This is a genomic window from Rhodovarius sp. (genome assembly GCF_040399605.1).
GTDB classification, from domain to species: Bacteria; Pseudomonadota; Alphaproteobacteria; order Acetobacterales; family Acetobacteraceae; genus Rhodovarius; species Rhodovarius crocodyli_A.
Genome location: NZ_JBBARU010000048.1, coordinates 1 through 16,560, shown reverse-complemented (window position 1 = coordinate 16,560; position 16,560 = coordinate 1). Strand labels below are relative to the sequence as shown.

The 16,560-nt window shown below is 67.8% G+C and carries 16 protein-coding genes; 5 read left to right on the top strand and 11 right to left on the bottom strand.

The features are described from left to right. The first annotated feature begins 58 nt into the window (after positions 1-58). Positions 59-865, top strand: a complete 807-nt coding sequence (locus ABWP84_RS12615; RefSeq protein WP_353212390.1) for an ABC transporter permease — start codon at positions 59-61, stop codon at positions 863-865. A 4-nt stretch (positions 866-869) separates the two neighbouring features. Then, positions 870-1,655: an ABC transporter ATP-binding protein gene (locus ABWP84_RS12610; RefSeq protein WP_353212389.1), complete on the top strand. Its 786-nt coding sequence runs from the start codon at positions 870-872 to the stop codon at positions 1,653-1,655. Here the strand turns inward: ABWP84_RS12610 and ABWP84_RS12605 are convergent. Then, positions 1,603-3,819 (bottom strand): mechanosensitive ion channel domain-containing protein, encoded by a 2,217-nt coding sequence (locus tag ABWP84_RS12605; RefSeq protein ID WP_353212388.1) that lies wholly within the window; start codon positions 3,817-3,819, stop codon positions 1,603-1,605. The genes ABWP84_RS12610 and ABWP84_RS12605 overlap by 53 nt on opposite strands. A gap of 146 nt (positions 3,820-3,965) precedes the next feature. On the opposite strand from ABWP84_RS12605, the gene ABWP84_RS12600 reads away from it, so the two are divergent. Then, the gene (locus tag ABWP84_RS12600) at positions 3,966-5,177 is read left to right on the top strand and encodes an MFS transporter (protein WP_353212387.1); all 1,212 of its coding nucleotides are present in this window, start codon (positions 3,966-3,968) and stop codon (positions 5,175-5,177) included. Here the strand turns inward: ABWP84_RS12600 and ABWP84_RS12595 are convergent. Further along, positions 5,122-5,832, bottom strand: coding sequence for a methyltransferase domain-containing protein (locus ABWP84_RS12595; protein WP_353212386.1), 711 nt, complete (start codon positions 5,830-5,832; stop codon positions 5,122-5,124). The two genes, ABWP84_RS12600 and ABWP84_RS12595, sit on opposite strands and share 56 nt — an antisense overlap. Positions 5,833-5,912: 80 nt before the next feature. On the opposite strand from ABWP84_RS12595, the gene ABWP84_RS12590 reads away from it, so the two are divergent. Then, positions 5,913-6,431, top strand: coding sequence for an EF-hand domain-containing protein (locus ABWP84_RS12590; protein ID WP_353212385.1), 519 nt, complete (start codon positions 5,913-5,915; stop codon positions 6,429-6,431). Between the two features lie 121 nt (positions 6,432-6,552). Here the strand turns inward: ABWP84_RS12590 and ABWP84_RS12585 are convergent, their stop codons facing one another. From ABWP84_RS12585 to mobB, 3 genes are read right to left on the bottom strand one after another with little or no spacing between them, the layout of a single operon-like run. Next, a complete protein-coding gene (locus tag ABWP84_RS12585) occupies positions 6,553-7,302 on the bottom strand; it encodes an enoyl-CoA hydratase-related protein (RefSeq protein ID WP_353212384.1) in 750 nt (249 codons plus the stop codon). Positions 7,303-7,362: 60 nt separating this feature from the next. Further along, complete coding sequence (gene glp / locus ABWP84_RS12580; RefSeq protein ID WP_353212383.1) at positions 7,363-8,604, bottom strand: gephyrin-like molybdotransferase Glp; 1,242 nt, start codon at positions 8,602-8,604, stop codon at positions 7,363-7,365. After that, complete coding sequence (gene mobB / locus ABWP84_RS12575; protein ID WP_353212382.1) at positions 8,604-9,098, bottom strand: molybdopterin-guanine dinucleotide biosynthesis protein B; 495 nt, start codon at positions 9,096-9,098, stop codon at positions 8,604-8,606. Before mobB ends, glp begins: the two co-directional genes overlap by 1 nt. 92 nt (positions 9,099-9,190) lie before the next feature. On the opposite strand from mobB, the gene ABWP84_RS12570 reads away from it, so the two are divergent. Continuing rightward, the gene (locus ABWP84_RS12570) at positions 9,191-10,225 is read left to right on the top strand and encodes a trypsin-like peptidase domain-containing protein (protein ID WP_353212381.1); all 1,035 of its coding nucleotides are present in this window, start codon (positions 9,191-9,193) and stop codon (positions 10,223-10,225) included. A 6-nt stretch (positions 10,226-10,231) separates the two neighbouring features. On the opposite strand, the gene ABWP84_RS12565 is transcribed toward ABWP84_RS12570, so the two are convergent. From ABWP84_RS12565 to ABWP84_RS12540, 6 genes are all read right to left on the bottom strand, one after another. Continuing rightward, positions 10,232-11,014 carry a 3'-5' exonuclease gene (locus ABWP84_RS12565; protein ID WP_353212380.1) on the bottom strand — a complete coding sequence of 261 codons (783 nt, stop codon included), beginning with the start codon at positions 11,012-11,014 and terminating at the stop codon, positions 10,232-10,234. A gap of 24 nt (positions 11,015-11,038) precedes the next feature. Further along, positions 11,039-11,932 (bottom strand): UDP-3-O-acyl-N-acetylglucosamine deacetylase, encoded by an 894-nt coding sequence (gene lpxC, locus ABWP84_RS12560; RefSeq protein WP_353212379.1) that lies wholly within the window; start codon positions 11,930-11,932, stop codon positions 11,039-11,041. Positions 11,933-12,184: 252 nt separating this feature from the next. Then, positions 12,185-13,225 carry a glycosyltransferase gene (locus tag ABWP84_RS12555; RefSeq protein ID WP_353212378.1) on the bottom strand — a complete coding sequence of 347 codons (1,041 nt, stop codon included), beginning with the start codon at positions 13,223-13,225 and terminating at the stop codon, positions 12,185-12,187. A gap of 36 nt (positions 13,226-13,261) precedes the next feature. Next, the gene (gene ftsZ, locus ABWP84_RS12550) at positions 13,262-14,731 is read right to left on the bottom strand and encodes a cell division protein FtsZ (protein WP_353212377.1); all 1,470 of its coding nucleotides are present in this window, start codon (positions 14,729-14,731) and stop codon (positions 13,262-13,264) included. Between the two features lie 125 nt (positions 14,732-14,856). Further along, entirely contained in the window at positions 14,857-16,158 is a 1,302-nt protein-coding gene (gene ftsA, locus ABWP84_RS12545; protein WP_353212376.1) for a cell division protein FtsA, read from the bottom strand. Beyond that, a partial coding sequence (locus tag ABWP84_RS12540) for a cell division protein FtsQ/DivIB (RefSeq protein ID WP_353212375.1) occupies positions 16,155-16,560 on the bottom strand: 406 nt, incomplete at its 5' end. The genes ABWP84_RS12540 and ftsA, both read right to left, overlap by 4 nt.

Genomic DNA, 16,560 nt, shown 5'->3' with positions numbered 1-16,560 from the left:
CGCCTCGTCGCCCTGGGGGTAAAGGGCGGTGATGCTGAGCACCCATCAGGCCCCTTCCGTGCGAGACGCGGCCAACCCGCGCATGCTGGCGCGCGCGGTCGATGATCTGGCCTTGGGGGTGGGCCGCTGGCGCCTGCCGCTGGCCCTGGCGCGGATGGATATCCGCAACCGCTATCGCGGTTCGGTGCTGGGGCCATTCTGGCTGACGCTGTCCACGGCGGTGATGCTGATCTCGCTCGGCTTTCTCTATTCCCAGTTGTTCAAGCTGGAACTGCGGCAATACCTGCCCTATCTCGCGGTGAGCCTCATCACCTGGAACGTCATCGCCGGCATGGTGAATGAAGGCTCCAACTCGCTGATCGAGCAGGAAGGCGTCATCCGCCAGATGCCGCAGCCCTATAGCGTGCATGCCCTGCGCTGCGTGATGCGCAATGTGATCGTGGCGGCGCATAACCTGCCCCTGATCCTGCTGGTCTTCCTGGCCTGCAATTCTTGGCCGGGGCTTGTATCGCTCTGGGCGCTGCCCGGCCTGGCGCTATTCCTGATTGATGCGCTGGCGGCGGCGGTGCTGTTTGGCATGCTATCGGCGCGTTTCCGCGATATCGGCCCGATCATCGCATCCGTGATGCAAATCGCCTTCTTCGTCTCACCGGTGATCTGGAAGCCTGAATTGCTGGGCGAGGCGGCCAAATGGCTGCCGCTCAATCCCGTCTTCGCGGTGATGGAGACGGTGCGCGGACCGCTGGTGGGAGGCGGGGTCTCGCCGCTGGTCTGGCTGGCGGCGCTGGCCTATTCCGCCATCCTATGCGGTGCGGCCTTCGCCCTGTTTGTGCGTTTCCGCTCCCGCATCGCCTTCTGGGTCTGATATCATGGCATATATCAAGGCCGAGGGATTGGCCGTTGATTTTCCGCTCTATCATGTCGGCTCGCGCAGCCTGAAAAAGCGCCTCTTCGCCGCCGCCTCGCGCCGTGTGGAGCAAGATGCGCAGGATAGGGTGGTGGTGGCCGCGCTGCGTGACCTGAATTTCTCCATCAAGAGTGGCGAGCGGGTGGCGCTGATCGGCCATAATGGCGCCGGCAAATCCACCCTGCTGCGCACCATAGCGGGCATTTATGACCCGGTGGGCGGGCGGCTTGAGGTGCAGGGCGAAATCGGCAGCCTCATCGACCCCATGGCCGGTATGGACCCCTGGGCGACTGGCTTTGAGAATATCCGCCTGCGCGCCTGGTATCGCGGCCTGAGCGATGCCCAGGCCAAGGCCCTCGCCGCCGAGGTTGTCAGCTTCTCCGGCCTGAATGAATTTCTCGATATCCCGGTGCGCAGCTACTCGGCCGGCATGCAGGTGCGCCTCGCCTTCGCGATGGCCACCGCCATGGCGCCCGATATCCTGCTGATGGATGAATGGTTCCTCGCCGGCGATGCCGATTTCATGGCCCGCGCCGAGGAGCGCCTCGCCGTGCTGGTGCGCGATGCCGAAATCCTGGTGCTGGCCACCCATGCCATGGAGATCGTGCGCCGCTGGTGCACCCGGGTGATCCGCATGGATGGCGGGCGGATCATCCAAGATGGTACGGTGGAGGAGGTGCTCGGCCCGGAGGGGCTCACACCGCCGGCGGCGGCGGTGGAACCTGCACCACCTTCCCCGGCGGGCTGATCATAATCCCCAACTCGCCGCAGCGCAGCTTCACCCGGCGGTTCAACTCGCGCGACACCGCCCAGCGGCGCGCCGGCTCGGTCTTCATCCGCGCCCGAACCACCACGCCCATATCACTCATCCGCTCCACGCCCATTACCTCGATGGCCGCCATGATGGAGCCGCTCCAGGCATCATCGGCGCGCATGACGGTGCCCACCTCGCTCAACGCCGACGCCACCAGGTCGGTATCCGCATCGTAATCCACCACCAGGTCGATCACGGCATAGCCATAATCGCGCGTCTGGTTCGTCACCGTCGTCACCGCTGAGAAGGGGATGATATGGACATCGCCATTGACCGCCCGCAGCCGGATGGAGCGGATGGATAATTGCTCCACCGTGCCGCTCAGCCCCCCCAGCGTCACCACATCGCCCACCGCCACCGAATCCTCGAACAGCAGGAAGACCCCGGTGATGACATCGCGCACCAAGGTCTGTGAGCCAAAGCCGACGGCGAGGCCGATGACACCCGCACCCGCCAGCAGCGGCGCCACATTCACCCCGATCTCCGCCAGCACATTGAGCGTGATGAAAATGGTGACCACAATGCCCAGCACCGTGCGCAGCATCGGCAGCAGCGTGCGCACCCGCGCCGAGCGGGCGGTGGCGGCATTGGCGGAAAGTTGCGCGAGATGGCGGGCAATGGCCGCATTGGCCGCCTCCCACACCAAAAGCGCCAGCAGCAGCGTGAGCGAGATCGACATCACCGAGCCCAGCAGCCGCGCCCCGCCCCGGCCATAGCGGAACCAGGAGAAGGCACCCAGCCCCCAGACCTCCAGCAGCACCACCACCGTCACCAGCGCGATCAGCACGCCGACCAGCCCCTTCAACCCCGGCAGATACCGATTGGCCCGCGCCTCCAGCCCCGGAAAGCGGCTGGCGAAATCGGCACTGATACTGAAGGCGCCATCAAGCAGCCGCCTCATCGCCTCATCGGCCAACTTGGCCACCACCACCACCACCACGGTCAGCCCGCTGGCCTGCAGCAGCCTATCGACGCCATGATTGAGCGCCATTGCCCAGGAGGCCCAAAGCGCCAAGACCCACAGAATGGCCAGCACATGCCATGCATCGGCAAGCATGTCGCGCAGGCGGCGCAGCATCGCCCGGCCTCGATCGGGCACCTCGCCCTCCGCCAGCGGCGGCGCTGCCAGAAACCGCGCCACCGGCTGGCGGTTCTGCAGCACCATGATGGCCGCCAGCACCGACACCAGCAGCGAGCCCACCCGCAGCATGCCATTCTGCACCGAAAGCGGCATGGCCAGCAGCAGGGCGAATTCACTCGCCGCATAGGCGCTGACCGAGACGAGCGCGATGCGCTGCATCCACACCGTCACATAGGCCGCCGTTTCATCGGCGCAGGGCAGCAGGCGCAAATGGTTGCTGGCCGGGCTGAACAGCAGCCGCACCACCACCATCACGCCGCGGGCCACGATATATGCATTGGCCACCGTCCAGATGATGACCCGTTGCGATGGCCATCCGGGCAATTGCGGAATGATGACCCGGGCCACCAGACAGAAGGCCAGCACCGGCGCCAGATCCAGCAGCAGCCTCGCGGCGATATAGGGTGCCCGGCGCAGCATGGCGTTCTGCGCGCCCTCCGGCGGGGCGCGCATATCCAGCATCGCCGCCCAGTGGCGCAGCAGCCGCTTGCTCAGCCGCTCGGTCAGCAGCCCCAGGCCGAAGACCAGCAGCAGCTTCCAGCCCAATTCCAGCACCATGGCCTGCAGCGTCTCGTCACTCACCATGCCGCTCAACCAGGCCAAAATCCCCTCCAGATCGGTGGCGGACTCGATTTCCGCCGCCATCGCACCGATTGCTGCGGAGATACGCTCCGTGGTGGCGCCCAGGATGGGTGCCTCGGCCGGGGTCTGGGCGGCGTTTGGCGGCGCATTTGGCGCGCCCTGGCGCTGCGCCGTCGCCACCGCCTCCAGCAAGGCGATGAGTTCCGCTCGCCGGCCATCATTGCGCAACGTCTCCAGCAGATGCTGCAGATCCGGCCCCGCCGGCGCAGTGGCGGAAGGGGCAGCCGCAGCCAAAGCCGCGCTCGCGGGCGGGGATGAAGGAAGCTGCGCCATGCCCGGCAGCATCACCGCCAGCATCCACAGCATCACAGACATGAATGGTTTCATAAACCTGGGTGTGGGCACCCCCAGCCCCAGGGTCAAGCAGCCATGGTGGCAAAACAGGCAAGCCCGCCCCCGTGCCATCGATTGGCCATCCCGGCCCGCTTCACAACACCGCCCGCAAGGCGCGACTGTGCAGCATGAAACATGTCTCGATCTGGCTGGTGATGCTGGCGCTGCTGGGCACCCATATGGCCGGCATGGGCGCCTTCCTCACCGTGCCGGTGCTGGCCACCCGCATCTCGGCCGAAACCGGCCTGCCGGCCTCCCTCGCCGGGGTGCATACCGCGCTGGTCTATGCGGGCGCGCTGGTCTCGGGGCCTTTCACCCAGGGCTTCCTGGCCCGCTTCGGCGGCATCCGCGTCTGCCAGGTGGGGCTATGCGTGATCGCAGCCGGGCTGGGGCTGGCGGTGATAGGCACCCCATGGGCCTTGCTCGCCTCCGCCCTGCTGGCGGGGGTGGGGCACGGGCCCATCACCCCAGCAGGCAGCCACCTGCTCTATGCCCGCACGCCCCCCCATCGCCGCAGCCTGATCTTCGGCCTGAAGCAGACCGGGGTGCCGGCCGGCGCCATGCTCGTGGCTGGCCTCGCACCGCTCGCAGCCCTGGCCTTTGGCTGGCGCGGCGGCGTGCTCGCCATGGCGGTTTTCTCTCTGGTTCTGGCCCTGGCGCTGCAACCGCTGCGCGCGGTGCTGGATGCCGACCGCAGCCCCCAGGCCCCATCCGCCCCCCTGGCCGATGCCGCCCGCAGCATGGCCCTGCTGCGCAGCCAGCCGCAAATCCGCGCCCTGGCCATCACCTCCTGCGGCTTTGGCGTGGCGCAATTCTGCTTTGGCAGCTTCTTCGTGGTCTGGCAGGTGCAGGTGCTGGGCCTCGGCCTCGCCCAGGCCGGGCTGCATCTGGCGCTGGCCCAGGGCGCGGGCGTCATCGGCCGCATCCTCTGGGCGCTCTGCGCTGACCGTTTTGGCGCCCGCCCGGTGCTGCTCGGCCTGGGCGCGGTGATCATCCTCGCAGCCCTCGCCCTGGCCGCGGCGGGGCCTGGCTGGCCGGTCTGGCTGGTGATTGCGGTGGGCCTGCTGATGGGCGCCTCCGCCGTGGCCTGGAATGGCGTGCTGCTGGCCGAAATCGCCCGCGTCGCCCCCGCCGGCCAGGTCGGCGGCGCCACGGCGGCCATGGGCGTGGTCTTTGGCGCCACCATGGTGGTCATGCCCAGCCTCTTCACCCTGCTGGTGGGCTGGACCGGCAGCTATGTCCCCGGCTTCGTGATGTGCGCGATGACCGCGCTGATCGGCCTGCTCAGCCTTGTGGCAGGGCCTGGGCGTGGCGCAGCACCGCCTCTGCCGCGGCGGTAAAGCTGCCATCGGCCTCGTGCAGCACCAAGCCGGGCAAAAGCCGGTCCGGCCCCCGCCCGCCCTTGATCGCCTGCAAAATCACCCGCTTGGCCGCCACCCCGGCGCGGGGCCAGAGCGGCAGCATGGTCAGGCTGCCACACCCCGCCCCCCGCAGCGCCGCCGCCGCCTGGCCAAACCGCGCCGCCGGCAAAATCATGCTGGCCGTGCCCCGAAGCACCAGCCCGCGCGCCAAGGCCCCCGCCCAATCCTCCAGCCCGGCCTCCGCTTCATGCGCCGCATTGCGCCGCAGCGCGATGGGCGAGGCGCTGCCCCCCGGCCAATAGGGCGGATTGGCAAAAGCATGCCGACACGCCGGCAAGGCTCCGCGAATATCCCCGGCCACAATACTGGCCCCCAGCCCCCCGGCATTGCGCCGGGCCATCTCGGCCAGCCCGCCATCCAACTCCACCCCATGCAGCGCCAGCCCCGGCACCCGCGCGGCAAGGCAGAGCAGCGCAGCCCCCGTGCCGCAGCCCAATTCCAGCACCGCCTCGGGCGCGCGGGCCGGTATGGCAGCGGCCAGCAGCACCGCATCAATGGCCGCACGCAGCCCCACCGCCGGCTGCTCCAGCCGCACCCTTCCGCCAAGCAGAAAATCCTCGGTGGTCTCTGTCACACTTCCTCACGACGGAGCGATATGCGGGTTACATCCCGGCCGCATTAGACTGGCACACAAACCTGCATAGGAGCGATGTGATGCAAAGATCCGATCTGGCCAAGGCCCTGCCGCTTGCGGCCCTGCTGCTGAGCCTGGGCCTGCCCGCCCTGGCCCAGCCGGCCGCCCCCACGGAACCCCCCCCGCGCCCAGACCCCAACCGCATGTTCAACGCCATGGACACCAACGCCGATGGTAGGGTCACGCTCGACGAAGTCTGGGCCCGCACCCAAACCCGCTTCACCGAGGCCGATGCCAATCGCGATGGCTATCTCACCCAAGAGGAATTCCGCACCCTCCGCCGTGGCCCCGGCGACGGCCCCCGCCGCGGCCCGCCCGGCCATGACCACGCCGAACACGCCCAGCGCATGGCCGATGCCCGCTTCCGCGCGCTCGACGCCAATCGCGATGGCAAGGTGACCCTGGAGGAAATGCGGCCACAGGTCGAAGCCCGCTTCCGCGCCATGGATGCCAATTCGGACCAGGCGATCACCCGCGATGAAATGCCCCGGCCGCGCCATGGTGGGCATCATGGGGGGCGGGGGCCTAAGCCTGCATAGCTTGGCGCGGGTGGCCCCTGGTGAGGGCTTTGCCCTCTCCAGACCTCTCCCACCAGGTGGCAGGGCCACCTGGACCGCCTATTAGTAAGATAATAATCCTTGACTTTGGCGCTGCTGCCGGCTACTTCTTTCTTGCCAGAAACGCCGCAAACACCGCCTGCGCTTCGGGCGAGCGCAATTGCTGGCTGAACGCCACCCGCTCCTCCGCCATCACCGCCTCCAGCGCCTCACGCATTGGCGCGCGCAGCAAGCGCTTGGTCTCGGCCAGCGCCCCCGGCGGCAATCCTGCCAATTGGCCGGCAATGGCCACCGCCTCGGCCTCAACCTGCGCATCCTCCACCGCGCGCAATGCCAGCCCCGCTCGCATCGCCTCCTCGCCCGAAAACGCTTCACCGCTCATCAGCCACCAATTGGCCAAGGCCGTGCCCACCCGCTGCGCCAGCAACAGGCTCGAACCGCCCTCGGGCACCAGCGCCAAGCGGGAAAACGGCATTTGCAGCCTGGCCTGCTTCGCCACCACCACCGCATCGCAATGCAGCAGCATGGTGGTGCCAATACCCACCGCCACGCCGCGCACCGCGGCCACCACCGGCTTGGGAAAGGCGCGAATCTGCTCCAGGAACTCAAAAGCCGCGCCAGGGCGGGGTTTGTCCGCCTCCACTGCGGCAAAATCCGCCAGATCATTGCCGGCGGTAAAATCCGCCCCGCCGGCGATGATCACCACCCGCGTCTCATCATGCGTGGCCGCCACATGCAGGCCCTGGGCCAGGCCATCATACATCGCCCGGGTCAGCGCGTTCTTCTTCTCCGGCCGGGTGAGGCGCAGCGTCAGCACGCCCCCCTCGAAGCTCTTATGCAGGTGTTCGGTCATGGCAGGCTCCCTTCTTTCCCCTAGGGGGCACCAAAAACCCTGCCCACGCAATCGCAGCCTTCACAAAAGCGCCGAAAAGGGCAGCACCAGCACGGTATCGCCAGGGCGCACGCATTCCATCGCCTCGGGCAATTCGCAGAGCGCATGGCTCTGGGTGAGGCTGGTGAGCATGCCCGCCCCCTCCCGGTCGAATTTGTCCGCAAACAACATCAATGCGTTCTGCCGCCGCAGCCGCACCCGCAGATACTCGCACCGCCCGGGCTTCTTGCGGTGATGGAAATCGGCAATGGCAGGGAAGCGGGGCAGGGCCTCCACCTGCCCGCCCACCAGCCGCAAAATCAGCGGCCGGGCCAGATGCAGAAAGCACACCACCGCCGCCACCGGGTTGCCCGGCAGGCCCAGCACCGGCGTGCCGGCCACCATGCCCATCGCCGCCGGCCGCCCCGGCTTCACCGCCAGGCGCCAGAACACCAGCCGCCCCGCGCCTTCAATCGCGGCGCGGACATGATCCTCTTCGCCAGCGGAAACGCCCCCCGAGGTCAGCAGCAGGTCATGCGTGGCGGCGGCGGCGGCGAGCGCGGCGGCGGTTGCGGCGGGCTGATCGGGCAGAATCCCCAGGTCACAAGCCTCCACCGGCAACCCGCCCAGCAGGGCCAGCAGGGTGAAGCGGTTGCTGTCAAAACTCTGCGCCGGGCCCAGCAGCGTGCCGGGTGCGGCCAATTCATCGCCGGTGGAGAAAACCCCCACCCGCAGCCGACGGGTGCAGGGCAAAACGGCCAGGCCAAGGGCGGCCGCCAGCCCGATTTCCGCCGGCCCCAGCCTTGTGCCGGCCGCCAGCGCGGTGGCGCCCAGGGCCAGTTCCTCCCCGGCCGGGCGGCAATTGGCGCCCCGCCGCAGCCCCGCAGGCAGCAGCAATGTGTCGCCCTCCAGCGCCGCATCCTCCTGCATCAGCACCGTATCGGCGCCCGCCGGCATGGCGGCACCGGTGAAGATGCGCATCGCGGTGCCCGGAATGAGCGGCGGGGCCACCGCGCCCGCGGCAACCCGGCCCGCCACTGGCAGCCGCAGCCCCGCCCCGCCCTGATGGGCGAAGGCATAGCCATCCACCGCGGCATTGAAAAACGGCGGCAAGGCCGTGGGCGCGATCAGCCGCTCGGCCAGCACCCGGCCCCGGGCCGCCTGCAGCGGCACCGCCTCGGTCTCGGCCAGCGGTGTCACCCGTGCCTGGATCAGTGCCGCCGCCGCCTCCACCCCCATCATCTGGCCGCCAAAGGCGAAGCAGTCATCGGTCAGCCGGCCCATCACCCCACTCCCGCAGCAAAGCGCAGCACCAGCGCCGCAATGGCGGGAATATCATCGAGTGCTGCCTGCGGCAGGGCGGCTTGGGGGGTATCGGCGGCGATGGCGCGGATATCGGGGTCGTCAGGATGCAGCCAGGCCTTGCCATTGGCGGCGCGGTGCACCTCGATCTTAGGGTAGGGCGCGCGCTTAAAGCCCTCAATGATCACGAGGTCCACCGGGCTGAGTTGGCCCAGCAGGAAGGCCAGATCAGGCTCAGGATTGCCCCGGTTCTCGGTCATCAACGCCCAGCGATGCGCAGCGCTGACCAGCACCTGGCTCGCCCCCGCCTCACGATGCGCCCAGGAATCCTTACCCGGCCTGTCCACATCAAAGCTGTGATGCGCGTGCTTGACGGTCGAGACCCGCAGCCCCTGGCCGATCAGATGCGGGATGAGGCGGGTGAGCAGGGTGGTCTTGCCCGCCCCGCTCCACCCGGCCAGGCCGATGATGCGCATGGCCCGCATTCAGCCCCTGCGGCGGGGCAGGTCAAGTTCGCCCTGCCGGGTGGGGGCTTGCCCCGCCGCGCGCGCGGGGTCACATGGCCCCCATGCGTCGCTTCCTGATCCTTGCTCTGCTGCTCCCCCTCGCCGCCGCCGCCCAGGCGCCCGAACCGCCGGCGGGGTTTCGCATCGTCAACCGCACGGGGGTTGAGGCCACCGCGCTGCACGCCGTGCGCAGCCCGCGCGGTGCGGGCAATGATTGGGGCAATTCGCTGCTCACCGCGGGCCGCCCGCTGCCGATCAATGGCGGCTTCCGCGTAGTGCCGAGCGACCCTGCCGCCTGCCGCTTCGACCTGAGGCTGGTGCTGGCCGATGGCCGGGAATCGGTGCTGCCGGAGCAGGATATCTGCGCCAACCGCACCATCGAACTTGCCACCGCCGCAGCCCCGCGCCCGGCTCCGCCGCCGGCCAGCCTCGTGCCGCAGGCGCCACCCAACCAGGCCGCCCGCAATGTCTCCACCGGCTCTGGCTTCATCATCGCGGCCGACCGGGTGATGACCAATGAGCATGTGGTCAATGGCTGCAACCGGATCATTCTGCGCACGCCGGAGGGCCGCTGGCTGGCCGCCACCCCCCCCGCGCGGGTTGATGCGGCACTCGACCTCGCCGTGCTCGCCGTGCCGGGCCTTCCCGGGCCCATCCTGCCCTTCCGCGCCGGCCCGCCGGTGCGCCGGGGTGAGGGCGTGGTGGCCTATGGCTTCCCCCTCGCCGGGCTGCTCAGCTCCGACCCCAAACTGACCCGCGGCGAGGTGAATGGCCTGGCCGGGATTGCCGATAACCGCAACCAGATTCAAATCTCGGCCGAGGTGCAGCCGGGCAATTCCGGCGGACCGCTGCTGGATATGCAGGGCCATATCGTGGGCGTGGTGGTGAGCAAACTGAACGCCCAACGCGTGGCCCAGCGCACCGGCGACATCGCGCAGAATGTGAATTTCGCGGTGCGCAGCGAGGCAGCGCTGCAATTTCTGACCCGCGCCCAGGTGACGCCCCGCAGCCTGCCCAGCCAGGGGGCCGAGCGCAGCGCGGCCGATGTGGGCGATATCGCCCATCGTTCGACGATGTTTATTCGCTGCGAGCGGTAATCCGGCCTATAACCCCGCCAGCCGCCGCGCCGCCTGCGCATGCTCCGCCAAATGCGGCGAGGCTTCGGCAAAATCGGCAAAAGCCGCAAAACTCGCCGCAATCTCCTCCGCCCCCATCGCCTGCATCCAGCGCAGCCATAGAAGATAGGTGGCCGCCACATCGGTCTCGCAATAGCGCGCCACCTCGCCACCACGCCCCGCCGCCATGGCCGGCTCCACATCATAGCCACTCATCTCGCCCTTGGCCGGAATGCCCAACAGCGAACAGGCTTCGGCCAGCGAGGGCGGCGTGGTGGCGCGAAAGCCGGAAAGCCGCTCGCACATATCAATATGCGCGGTGCCGAAGCGATAGGCATAATCCTTGCCGCCAGGCCCCAGCAGCGCCGGCATGGCCACCCCCAGGGCCAGGGCGCGGTAGCGCAGCACCGGCAGGTCAAACCCCATGGTGTTGAAGCCAATCAGCACCGGCTGCTGGCGAAAACTGGCCTCCAGCCCAGCCAGCATCTCGGCCTCGCTCAACTCATCGGTGCTGCGGGCGCGGATGCGGGTGACCTGCCAGGGCGATTGCGGCCCCTCCCGCTCGGCCCGCAACACCCCAACCACGCAAATGCGATGCAGCACCGGCTTGAGGAACACCGTGGCCGGGTCTTGCCCCTCCCGCGCATAACGCGCACCCAGCGTGGCGCGCAGCGCGGCGGTATCCAGCCCAGCGCCCGCCTCGCCCAGCAAAGCGCGGCCGGCATCGAGGTCAGGCAGGGTCTCGAGATCAAGAACGAGAAGCTGTTCCATCAGGCCAGGCCTGCTGGGGTGGCGTCAGGCCGCGACGGTGAGCGAGGCGCGCGCGCCATTGGCCACGGCATGGCCATTGGTGAAGCGCCAGGCCGTGCTATCGGCAAACAGCGCCAGCAGCAGGCGGTTGTTCAGCGCATGGCCGGTGCGGCTGCCCACGAAGCGGGCGGCCAGCGGCGCGCCGGCCAAAGCCAAATCCCCCACCACATCGAGCAGCTTGTGGCGGACGAATTCATCATGGCTGCGCAGGCCGCCGGGGTTGAGCACCAAGGGGCCATCCACCACCACGGCATTGTCCAGGCTGCCGCCCAGCGCCAGGCCGGCGGCGCGCAGGCGCGTCACATCCTCGGCCAGGGTAAAGGTACGGGCGAGGGCCAATTCTTCGCGGAAGCTCGCGGGAGAGAGGCGCAGCGCCATCTTCTGCCGGCCGATGGCGCTGGCGGAAAAATCAATGGCGAGTTCCGCCTCAAAGACGGTGCCGTTGATGGGGTGCAGCTCGGCCCAGGCAGCATCGGGGCCATCACCATCGCTGACCCGGATGGAGCGCAGCACCTCAATGCTGCGGGCCATGCCGATCTGGGCGGTGACGCCCGCGCAATCGATCAGGAACTGAAAAGGTTCGGCCGAGCCATCGAAGATGGGCACTTCCGGCCCATCAATCTCCACCACCGCATCATCCACGCCCTGGGCGGCGAGTGCCGCCATGACATGCTCCACAGTGCCCACCCGGGCCTCGCCCAGGCCCAGAACGGTGCAAAGACGGGTATCAACCACATGGTCATGCAGCGCTGGGATTTTGACATCCAGATCGGTGCGATGGAAGACAATTCCATCACCCGAGGCGGCAGGTGCCAGGCTTCCGCGTATCTGAATACCGGAATGCAGGCCGATCCCGGCAAAGCCGATCCGGGTCTTCAATGTCCTGCGCCGACCGGCACCAGAAGCGACATAACCGTCCATCAGAAACCCTGTCCCGGTGGGCGTAGGGGGCGCCCGTTTTCCACAGAAAGCCGGCCGAGGGAACCGAGCCTCCATTAAGATATGTTTCATGACAGGTGAGGCGGCATACCGCCAGTCAAGCCTTGTTTCGCAATATTACCGTATAGGGACTTGTTTTTGTTGATAAATTGGCAAATATTTTCGCCTTGAATTCGCCATATTTTCCTTGATTTACGCATCCTCTCGCATCAATGGTATGCGCGCCAGGAATGCCTGCCATTTTTCACCAATGGCTGGCATGCCGAATTGCCGAATGGCGGCGGCCCTGCCGGCCGCGCCGAGCCGCGCGGCCAAGGCGTGATCAGCGAGCAGCGCACGCAGCGCGGCCGCGGCCTCGCGCGCATCGCGCACCAGCAGGCAATCCACGCCCGGGGTGATGATCTGGCCGATCTCCCAATAGGCATGGCCATGGCCGGCGGCGGCGGGGTCCATCACCACCACAGCAATGCCCGCCATCCAGGCCTCGATAAAGTTCAGCGTATAGGGCAGTGCCAGGCCCGAGCAGTAAAAATAGGCCCGGCAGTCGCGCAGCAACTCGCGCTGCTTCTGCCAATCCACGCCGCCAATCACCCCCTCAAAGGGCGGGTTGGAGCGCCCGCCCAGCCATGCCGGCAGGCCATGGACGGATTGCCGCCACAATTGGAACTCCGCCGGGTAACGCTGCTCGAAGGCGGCGGCGAAGCTGAGCACCTGCGCCAGCCCGCCCTGCCAGGGCTCGAATTCGGCCGGGTTCTTGCCCAGATGAATCAGCGCATCGGCACCGGCATAGCCTGTCTGCGCCGCCTCGGCCGCAGCATAGCGCACCAGCCGCACGCCTTCGCCCCGCAGCCGCGCATGGTCTTGCTCGAAGACATCAAGGCCCTGGCCAATGGTGCGCAGGATGATGGGCCGGGTGCGCAGCGCCGCCCAGTTGCGGTCAATGGCGGGCCAGAGAAACATCACGATGGTGGCATCGAATAATGCGATGAATTCCGCCGTGAGATGCAGGCTGTGCAGAATGTCACGAACATCAAAGCGGCAGCCCGTGGCATAAAAAGCCGCGCGCAGGGCAGGCAGGCCGGGGCCGAGGTCGATCTCCGGCCTCAGCCGGCCTTCATCCAGTGCCGGCCCGAAATAATGGCCCAGGGGGAAGACCTCATGCCCCAGGCCATGCAGCATTGTAATGTCATCGAACTCAGCCGGCTCGTGTACCGAAATATAAAGCAGACGCATGGATCGGCCGTAGCCGATCACGCCAGTCGCCGTCAATCAGTTGGATTGGCGGCGCAGGAAGGCGGGGATGTCCATCTCATCCTGCGCCGCCGGACGGGCGAGCGGGCGGGGGTTGCTGATCGGCTCCAGCCGCGGGGCCGGGGCCTCGGCCGCTGCGGGCATCTGCCGCTTCATCAGCCCCGTCACATTGCGGAACATACCGCGGAAACCCGCCGGCGGCTGGGGTTCGAAGGATTGAGGCTGGCGCTCCGGCGGAGCCTCGCGCTGATACACCGGCTGGGGCGCGGGCATGGGCATCGGCTGGAGCAATTCCTGCTCCACAGGTGCTGCCTGCAGCTGCGGCGGCGCCTGATGTTGCACGCCGCTCATATTGGAGGCGGCGCGCAGGACACCCGGGCCATTGCCCAGCACCGTGCTCGGCCGGCGCGGCATCATGGCGGCCGGGCTCTGCGTGGGTGCGGCGCGGGGCACCGGCGGCGGCGTTACCAGCGAGAGCCTCGGCGCGGGCTCCGGCGGGGCAATGGTATTGGCCACCGCCAGATCAATACCGGTGGCAACGACGGAGACGCGCACGCGGCCATTCAGCGTTTCATCGATGGAGGAGCCGAAGATGATATTCGCCTCGTCATCCACTTCCTTGCGGATGCGGTTCACCGCCTCATCAACCTCGAAGAGGGTGAGGTCATAACCACCGGTGAGGGAGATCAGAACCCCCCGCGCCCCGCGCATAGAGGTGTCTTCCAACAGCGGGTTGGAGATGGCGGCTTCGGCGGCCTTCACGGCGCGTTCATCGCCCTCGGCCTCGCCGGTGCCCATCATCGCCTTGCCCATCTCCGCCATCACGGTGCGGATATCGGCGAAGTCGAGATTCACCTGGCCGGGATTGACCATCAGGTCGGTCACGCCCTTCACGCCCATATACAGGACATTATCGGCCATCTTGAAGGCCTCGGCGAAGGTCGTGCGCTCATTGGCCAGACGGAAGAGGTTCTGGTTGGGGATCACGATCAGCGTATCGACGAATTGCTGCAATTCCTCGATGCCCTGATCGGCGGCGCGCTTGCGCTTGGCACCCTCGAAATCGAAGGGCTTGGTCACCACGCCCACGGTCAGCACATTGCGCTCACGCGCCATGCGGGCGATGACCGGCGCGGCCCCCGTGCCCGTGCCACCGCCCATGCCGGCGGTGATGAACGCCATGTGGCAGCCCTCGATATGACGGGCGAGTTCGTCGGTCGCTTCCTCGGCGGCGGCGCGGCCGATCTCGGGCTTGGCGCCAGCGCCAAGGCCCTGGGTCAAATGCGGCCCAAGCTGCACCCGCCTTTCGGCCCGGCTATGCACCAGCGACTGGGCATCGGTATTGGCGACGACGAATTCCACGCCCTCCAAACCCAAGGCGATCATATTGTTGACGGCATTGGTTCCACCGCCGCCCACGCCGATCACGGCGATGCGGGGGGAAAAATCCGTATGTTGGGCCACGGGTAGCGTGAGATTCAGGGTCATGCGAGTTCTCCGTCCGATCTTTGTTTAGGGCGCTTTTGCGAGTCGAGTCTGCCCCATGCCGGGGAATTTCACCGTGTTGCACCTTATCCACAGGATTTAGGTCTGTGGCGTTACCGTCTTGCTCATCACCACCACCGGCGGAGCAATTCGCCGAGCCGCCGAAGGGCACCAGGCTCGCTGGGCGCCTGCCCCAAATCGATGACCGGGCGGCCATGCCCACCAGCCCAATGCATCAGCCCAACAGCGGTGGAAAAAGAGGCTCCGGAAACTGTTTCCGGTAACCCGCGCACCTGGCGCGGGCGGGCGATGCGAATCTGGCCGATTGGCCGGTCCAGCACCCGCGATGCGAGTTCGCTCACGCCGATCAACTGGCTCGCGCCGCCCGTCAGCACGATGCGCCGTGTCATATCCCGCGGTAGGTCGGCATTTTCCAGCCGGTCGCGCAGGATTTCGAAGGTTTCTTCAACGCGCGGACGGATGATGGAGGTGATCATCCGCCGCGGCACCCGGGCCAGATGCTCCTCCGTCTCGCCCACTTGCGGCACGGGCAGCATCTCGCCGCGGTCATCGCCCTCCAACGCGCTGCCATGCATCGTCTTCAGCCGCTCGGCATGGGCGATGGGGGTGGAGAGAACGCGGGCGAGGTCGTTGGTCACCTGCCAGCCACCAATGGGCAGTTGCGCGGTATGGGCCAGGTGGCCATCGGCAAATACGGCGAGTGAGGTGGTGCCGCCGCCCATCTCGATGATGACGGTGCCCAACTCCGCCTCATCCTCATCAAGGCAGGCAAGGCCGGCAGCGAAGGGGGCGCAGACCACCTCCTCCACATCGAGGTCGCAGCGGCTGAGGCATAGCGCGAGGTTGGAGAGCGCATTCTCCGCCGCATCGACAACATGCAGCCGCGCCGAGAGCGTATCGCACACCATGCCGCGCGGGTCGGGCACGCCAGGCGTTGCATCCACCGTGAAGCCCAGCGGCAGGGCATGCAGCACCGAGCGGCCCTCAGCCTCGGCCCGCCTGCGGCCCTCATGGAGCATGGCGCGCAAATCGGCTTCCGTCGTCGCGCGGCCGCCGATGGGCCATTGCACATTCTGGCTGCGGCTGGCCGGCTGGCCGCAGGAGAGGTTGACGATGACGCCGCGGAGCTGAACGTCGGCCATCTCCTCGGCCTGGGCGACGGCGGCGCGGATGGCCAATTCCGCCGCTTCGAGGTCGATGATCGAACCCGCCTTGACGCCCACCGCCTTCTGCCAGCCAAAGCCCAGCGCGCGCGGCGTGCCATCACCCTCGATGCGGCCGATGACGCAGACGATCTTCGTCGTGCCGATATCCAGCACGCCGAAACTGCCCGAGCGCGCACCGCGCCGGCGCTGGCCGCGCGCGGGCAATTCGCTGGCGGGGGGCGTGAAGCGGACCAGTTGGTTCATCCGCGGGTGCTCCGGACTTGGGTCGGGTTGGTGGGCGGGGTCGTGGCGCTGGGGGCGGGGTTCATCCGCACCACCAGGCGGTCAGGCAGGCGCATATCGACGGCGGCGAGCGGGCGGTCGAGCAGCCGATCGCGCGCGTGGAGTTCAACAAGGCGGGTGATGGCCGCTGCCTCCTGCCCCTCGGGCAGCAGGATATCGGCGCCACCCATCAGGCGCAGGTTCCACCGCCGTTCGGAGACACGCACCGCGGCTTCGACCCTGCCGGCCAGGCTTGGTTGTGCACGCAACAGATCGATGATCCCCGCCGCCCCGGCATTGGCGCCCAGGCCCACCACCAGCGGCAGCGGCCCGAAGGCGCCCACATTGTTGGACTGCATCACCCGTCCCTCGCGGTCGATGATG

What these genes read in the sequence shown, in the direction of transcription:
- ftsA (WP_353212376.1), bottom strand. Translation starts at nt 16,158, where the DNA reads ATGAACCAACTGGTCCGCTTCACGCCCCCCGCCAGCGAATTGCCCGCG.
- ABWP84_RS12610 (WP_353212389.1), top strand. Translation starts at nt 870, where the DNA reads ATGGCATATATCAAGGCCGAGGGATTGGCCGTTGATTTTCCGCTCTAT.
- ABWP84_RS12590 (WP_353212385.1), top strand. Translation starts at nt 5,913, where the DNA reads ATGCAAAGATCCGATCTGGCCAAGGCCCTGCCGCTTGCGGCCCTGCTG.
- ABWP84_RS12570 (WP_353212381.1), top strand. Translation starts at nt 9,191, where the DNA reads ATGCGTCGCTTCCTGATCCTTGCTCTGCTGCTCCCCCTCGCCGCCGCC.
- ABWP84_RS12585 (WP_353212384.1), bottom strand. Translation starts at nt 7,302, where the DNA reads ATGACCGAACACCTGCATAAGAGCTTCGAGGGGGGCGTGCTGACGCTG.
- ABWP84_RS12565 (WP_353212380.1), bottom strand. Translation starts at nt 11,014, where the DNA reads ATGGAACAGCTTCTCGTTCTTGATCTCGAGACCCTGCCTGACCTCGAT.
- ABWP84_RS12555 (WP_353212378.1), bottom strand. Translation starts at nt 13,225, where the DNA reads ATGCGTCTGCTTTATATTTCGGTACACGAGCCGGCTGAGTTCGATGAC.
- glp (WP_353212383.1), bottom strand. Translation starts at nt 8,604, where the DNA reads ATGGGCCGGCTGACCGATGACTGCTTCGCCTTTGGCGGCCAGATGATG.
- ftsZ (WP_353212377.1), bottom strand. Translation starts at nt 14,731, where the DNA reads ATGACCCTGAATCTCACGCTACCCGTGGCCCAACATACGGATTTTTCC.
- mobB (WP_353212382.1), bottom strand. Translation starts at nt 9,098, where the DNA reads ATGCGCATCATCGGCCTGGCCGGGTGGAGCGGGGCGGGCAAGACCACC.
- ABWP84_RS12605 (WP_353212388.1), bottom strand. Translation starts at nt 3,819, where the DNA reads ATGTCTGTGATGCTGTGGATGCTGGCGGTGATGCTGCCGGGCATGGCG.
- ABWP84_RS12600 (WP_353212387.1), top strand. Translation starts at nt 3,966, where the DNA reads ATGAAACATGTCTCGATCTGGCTGGTGATGCTGGCGCTGCTGGGCACC.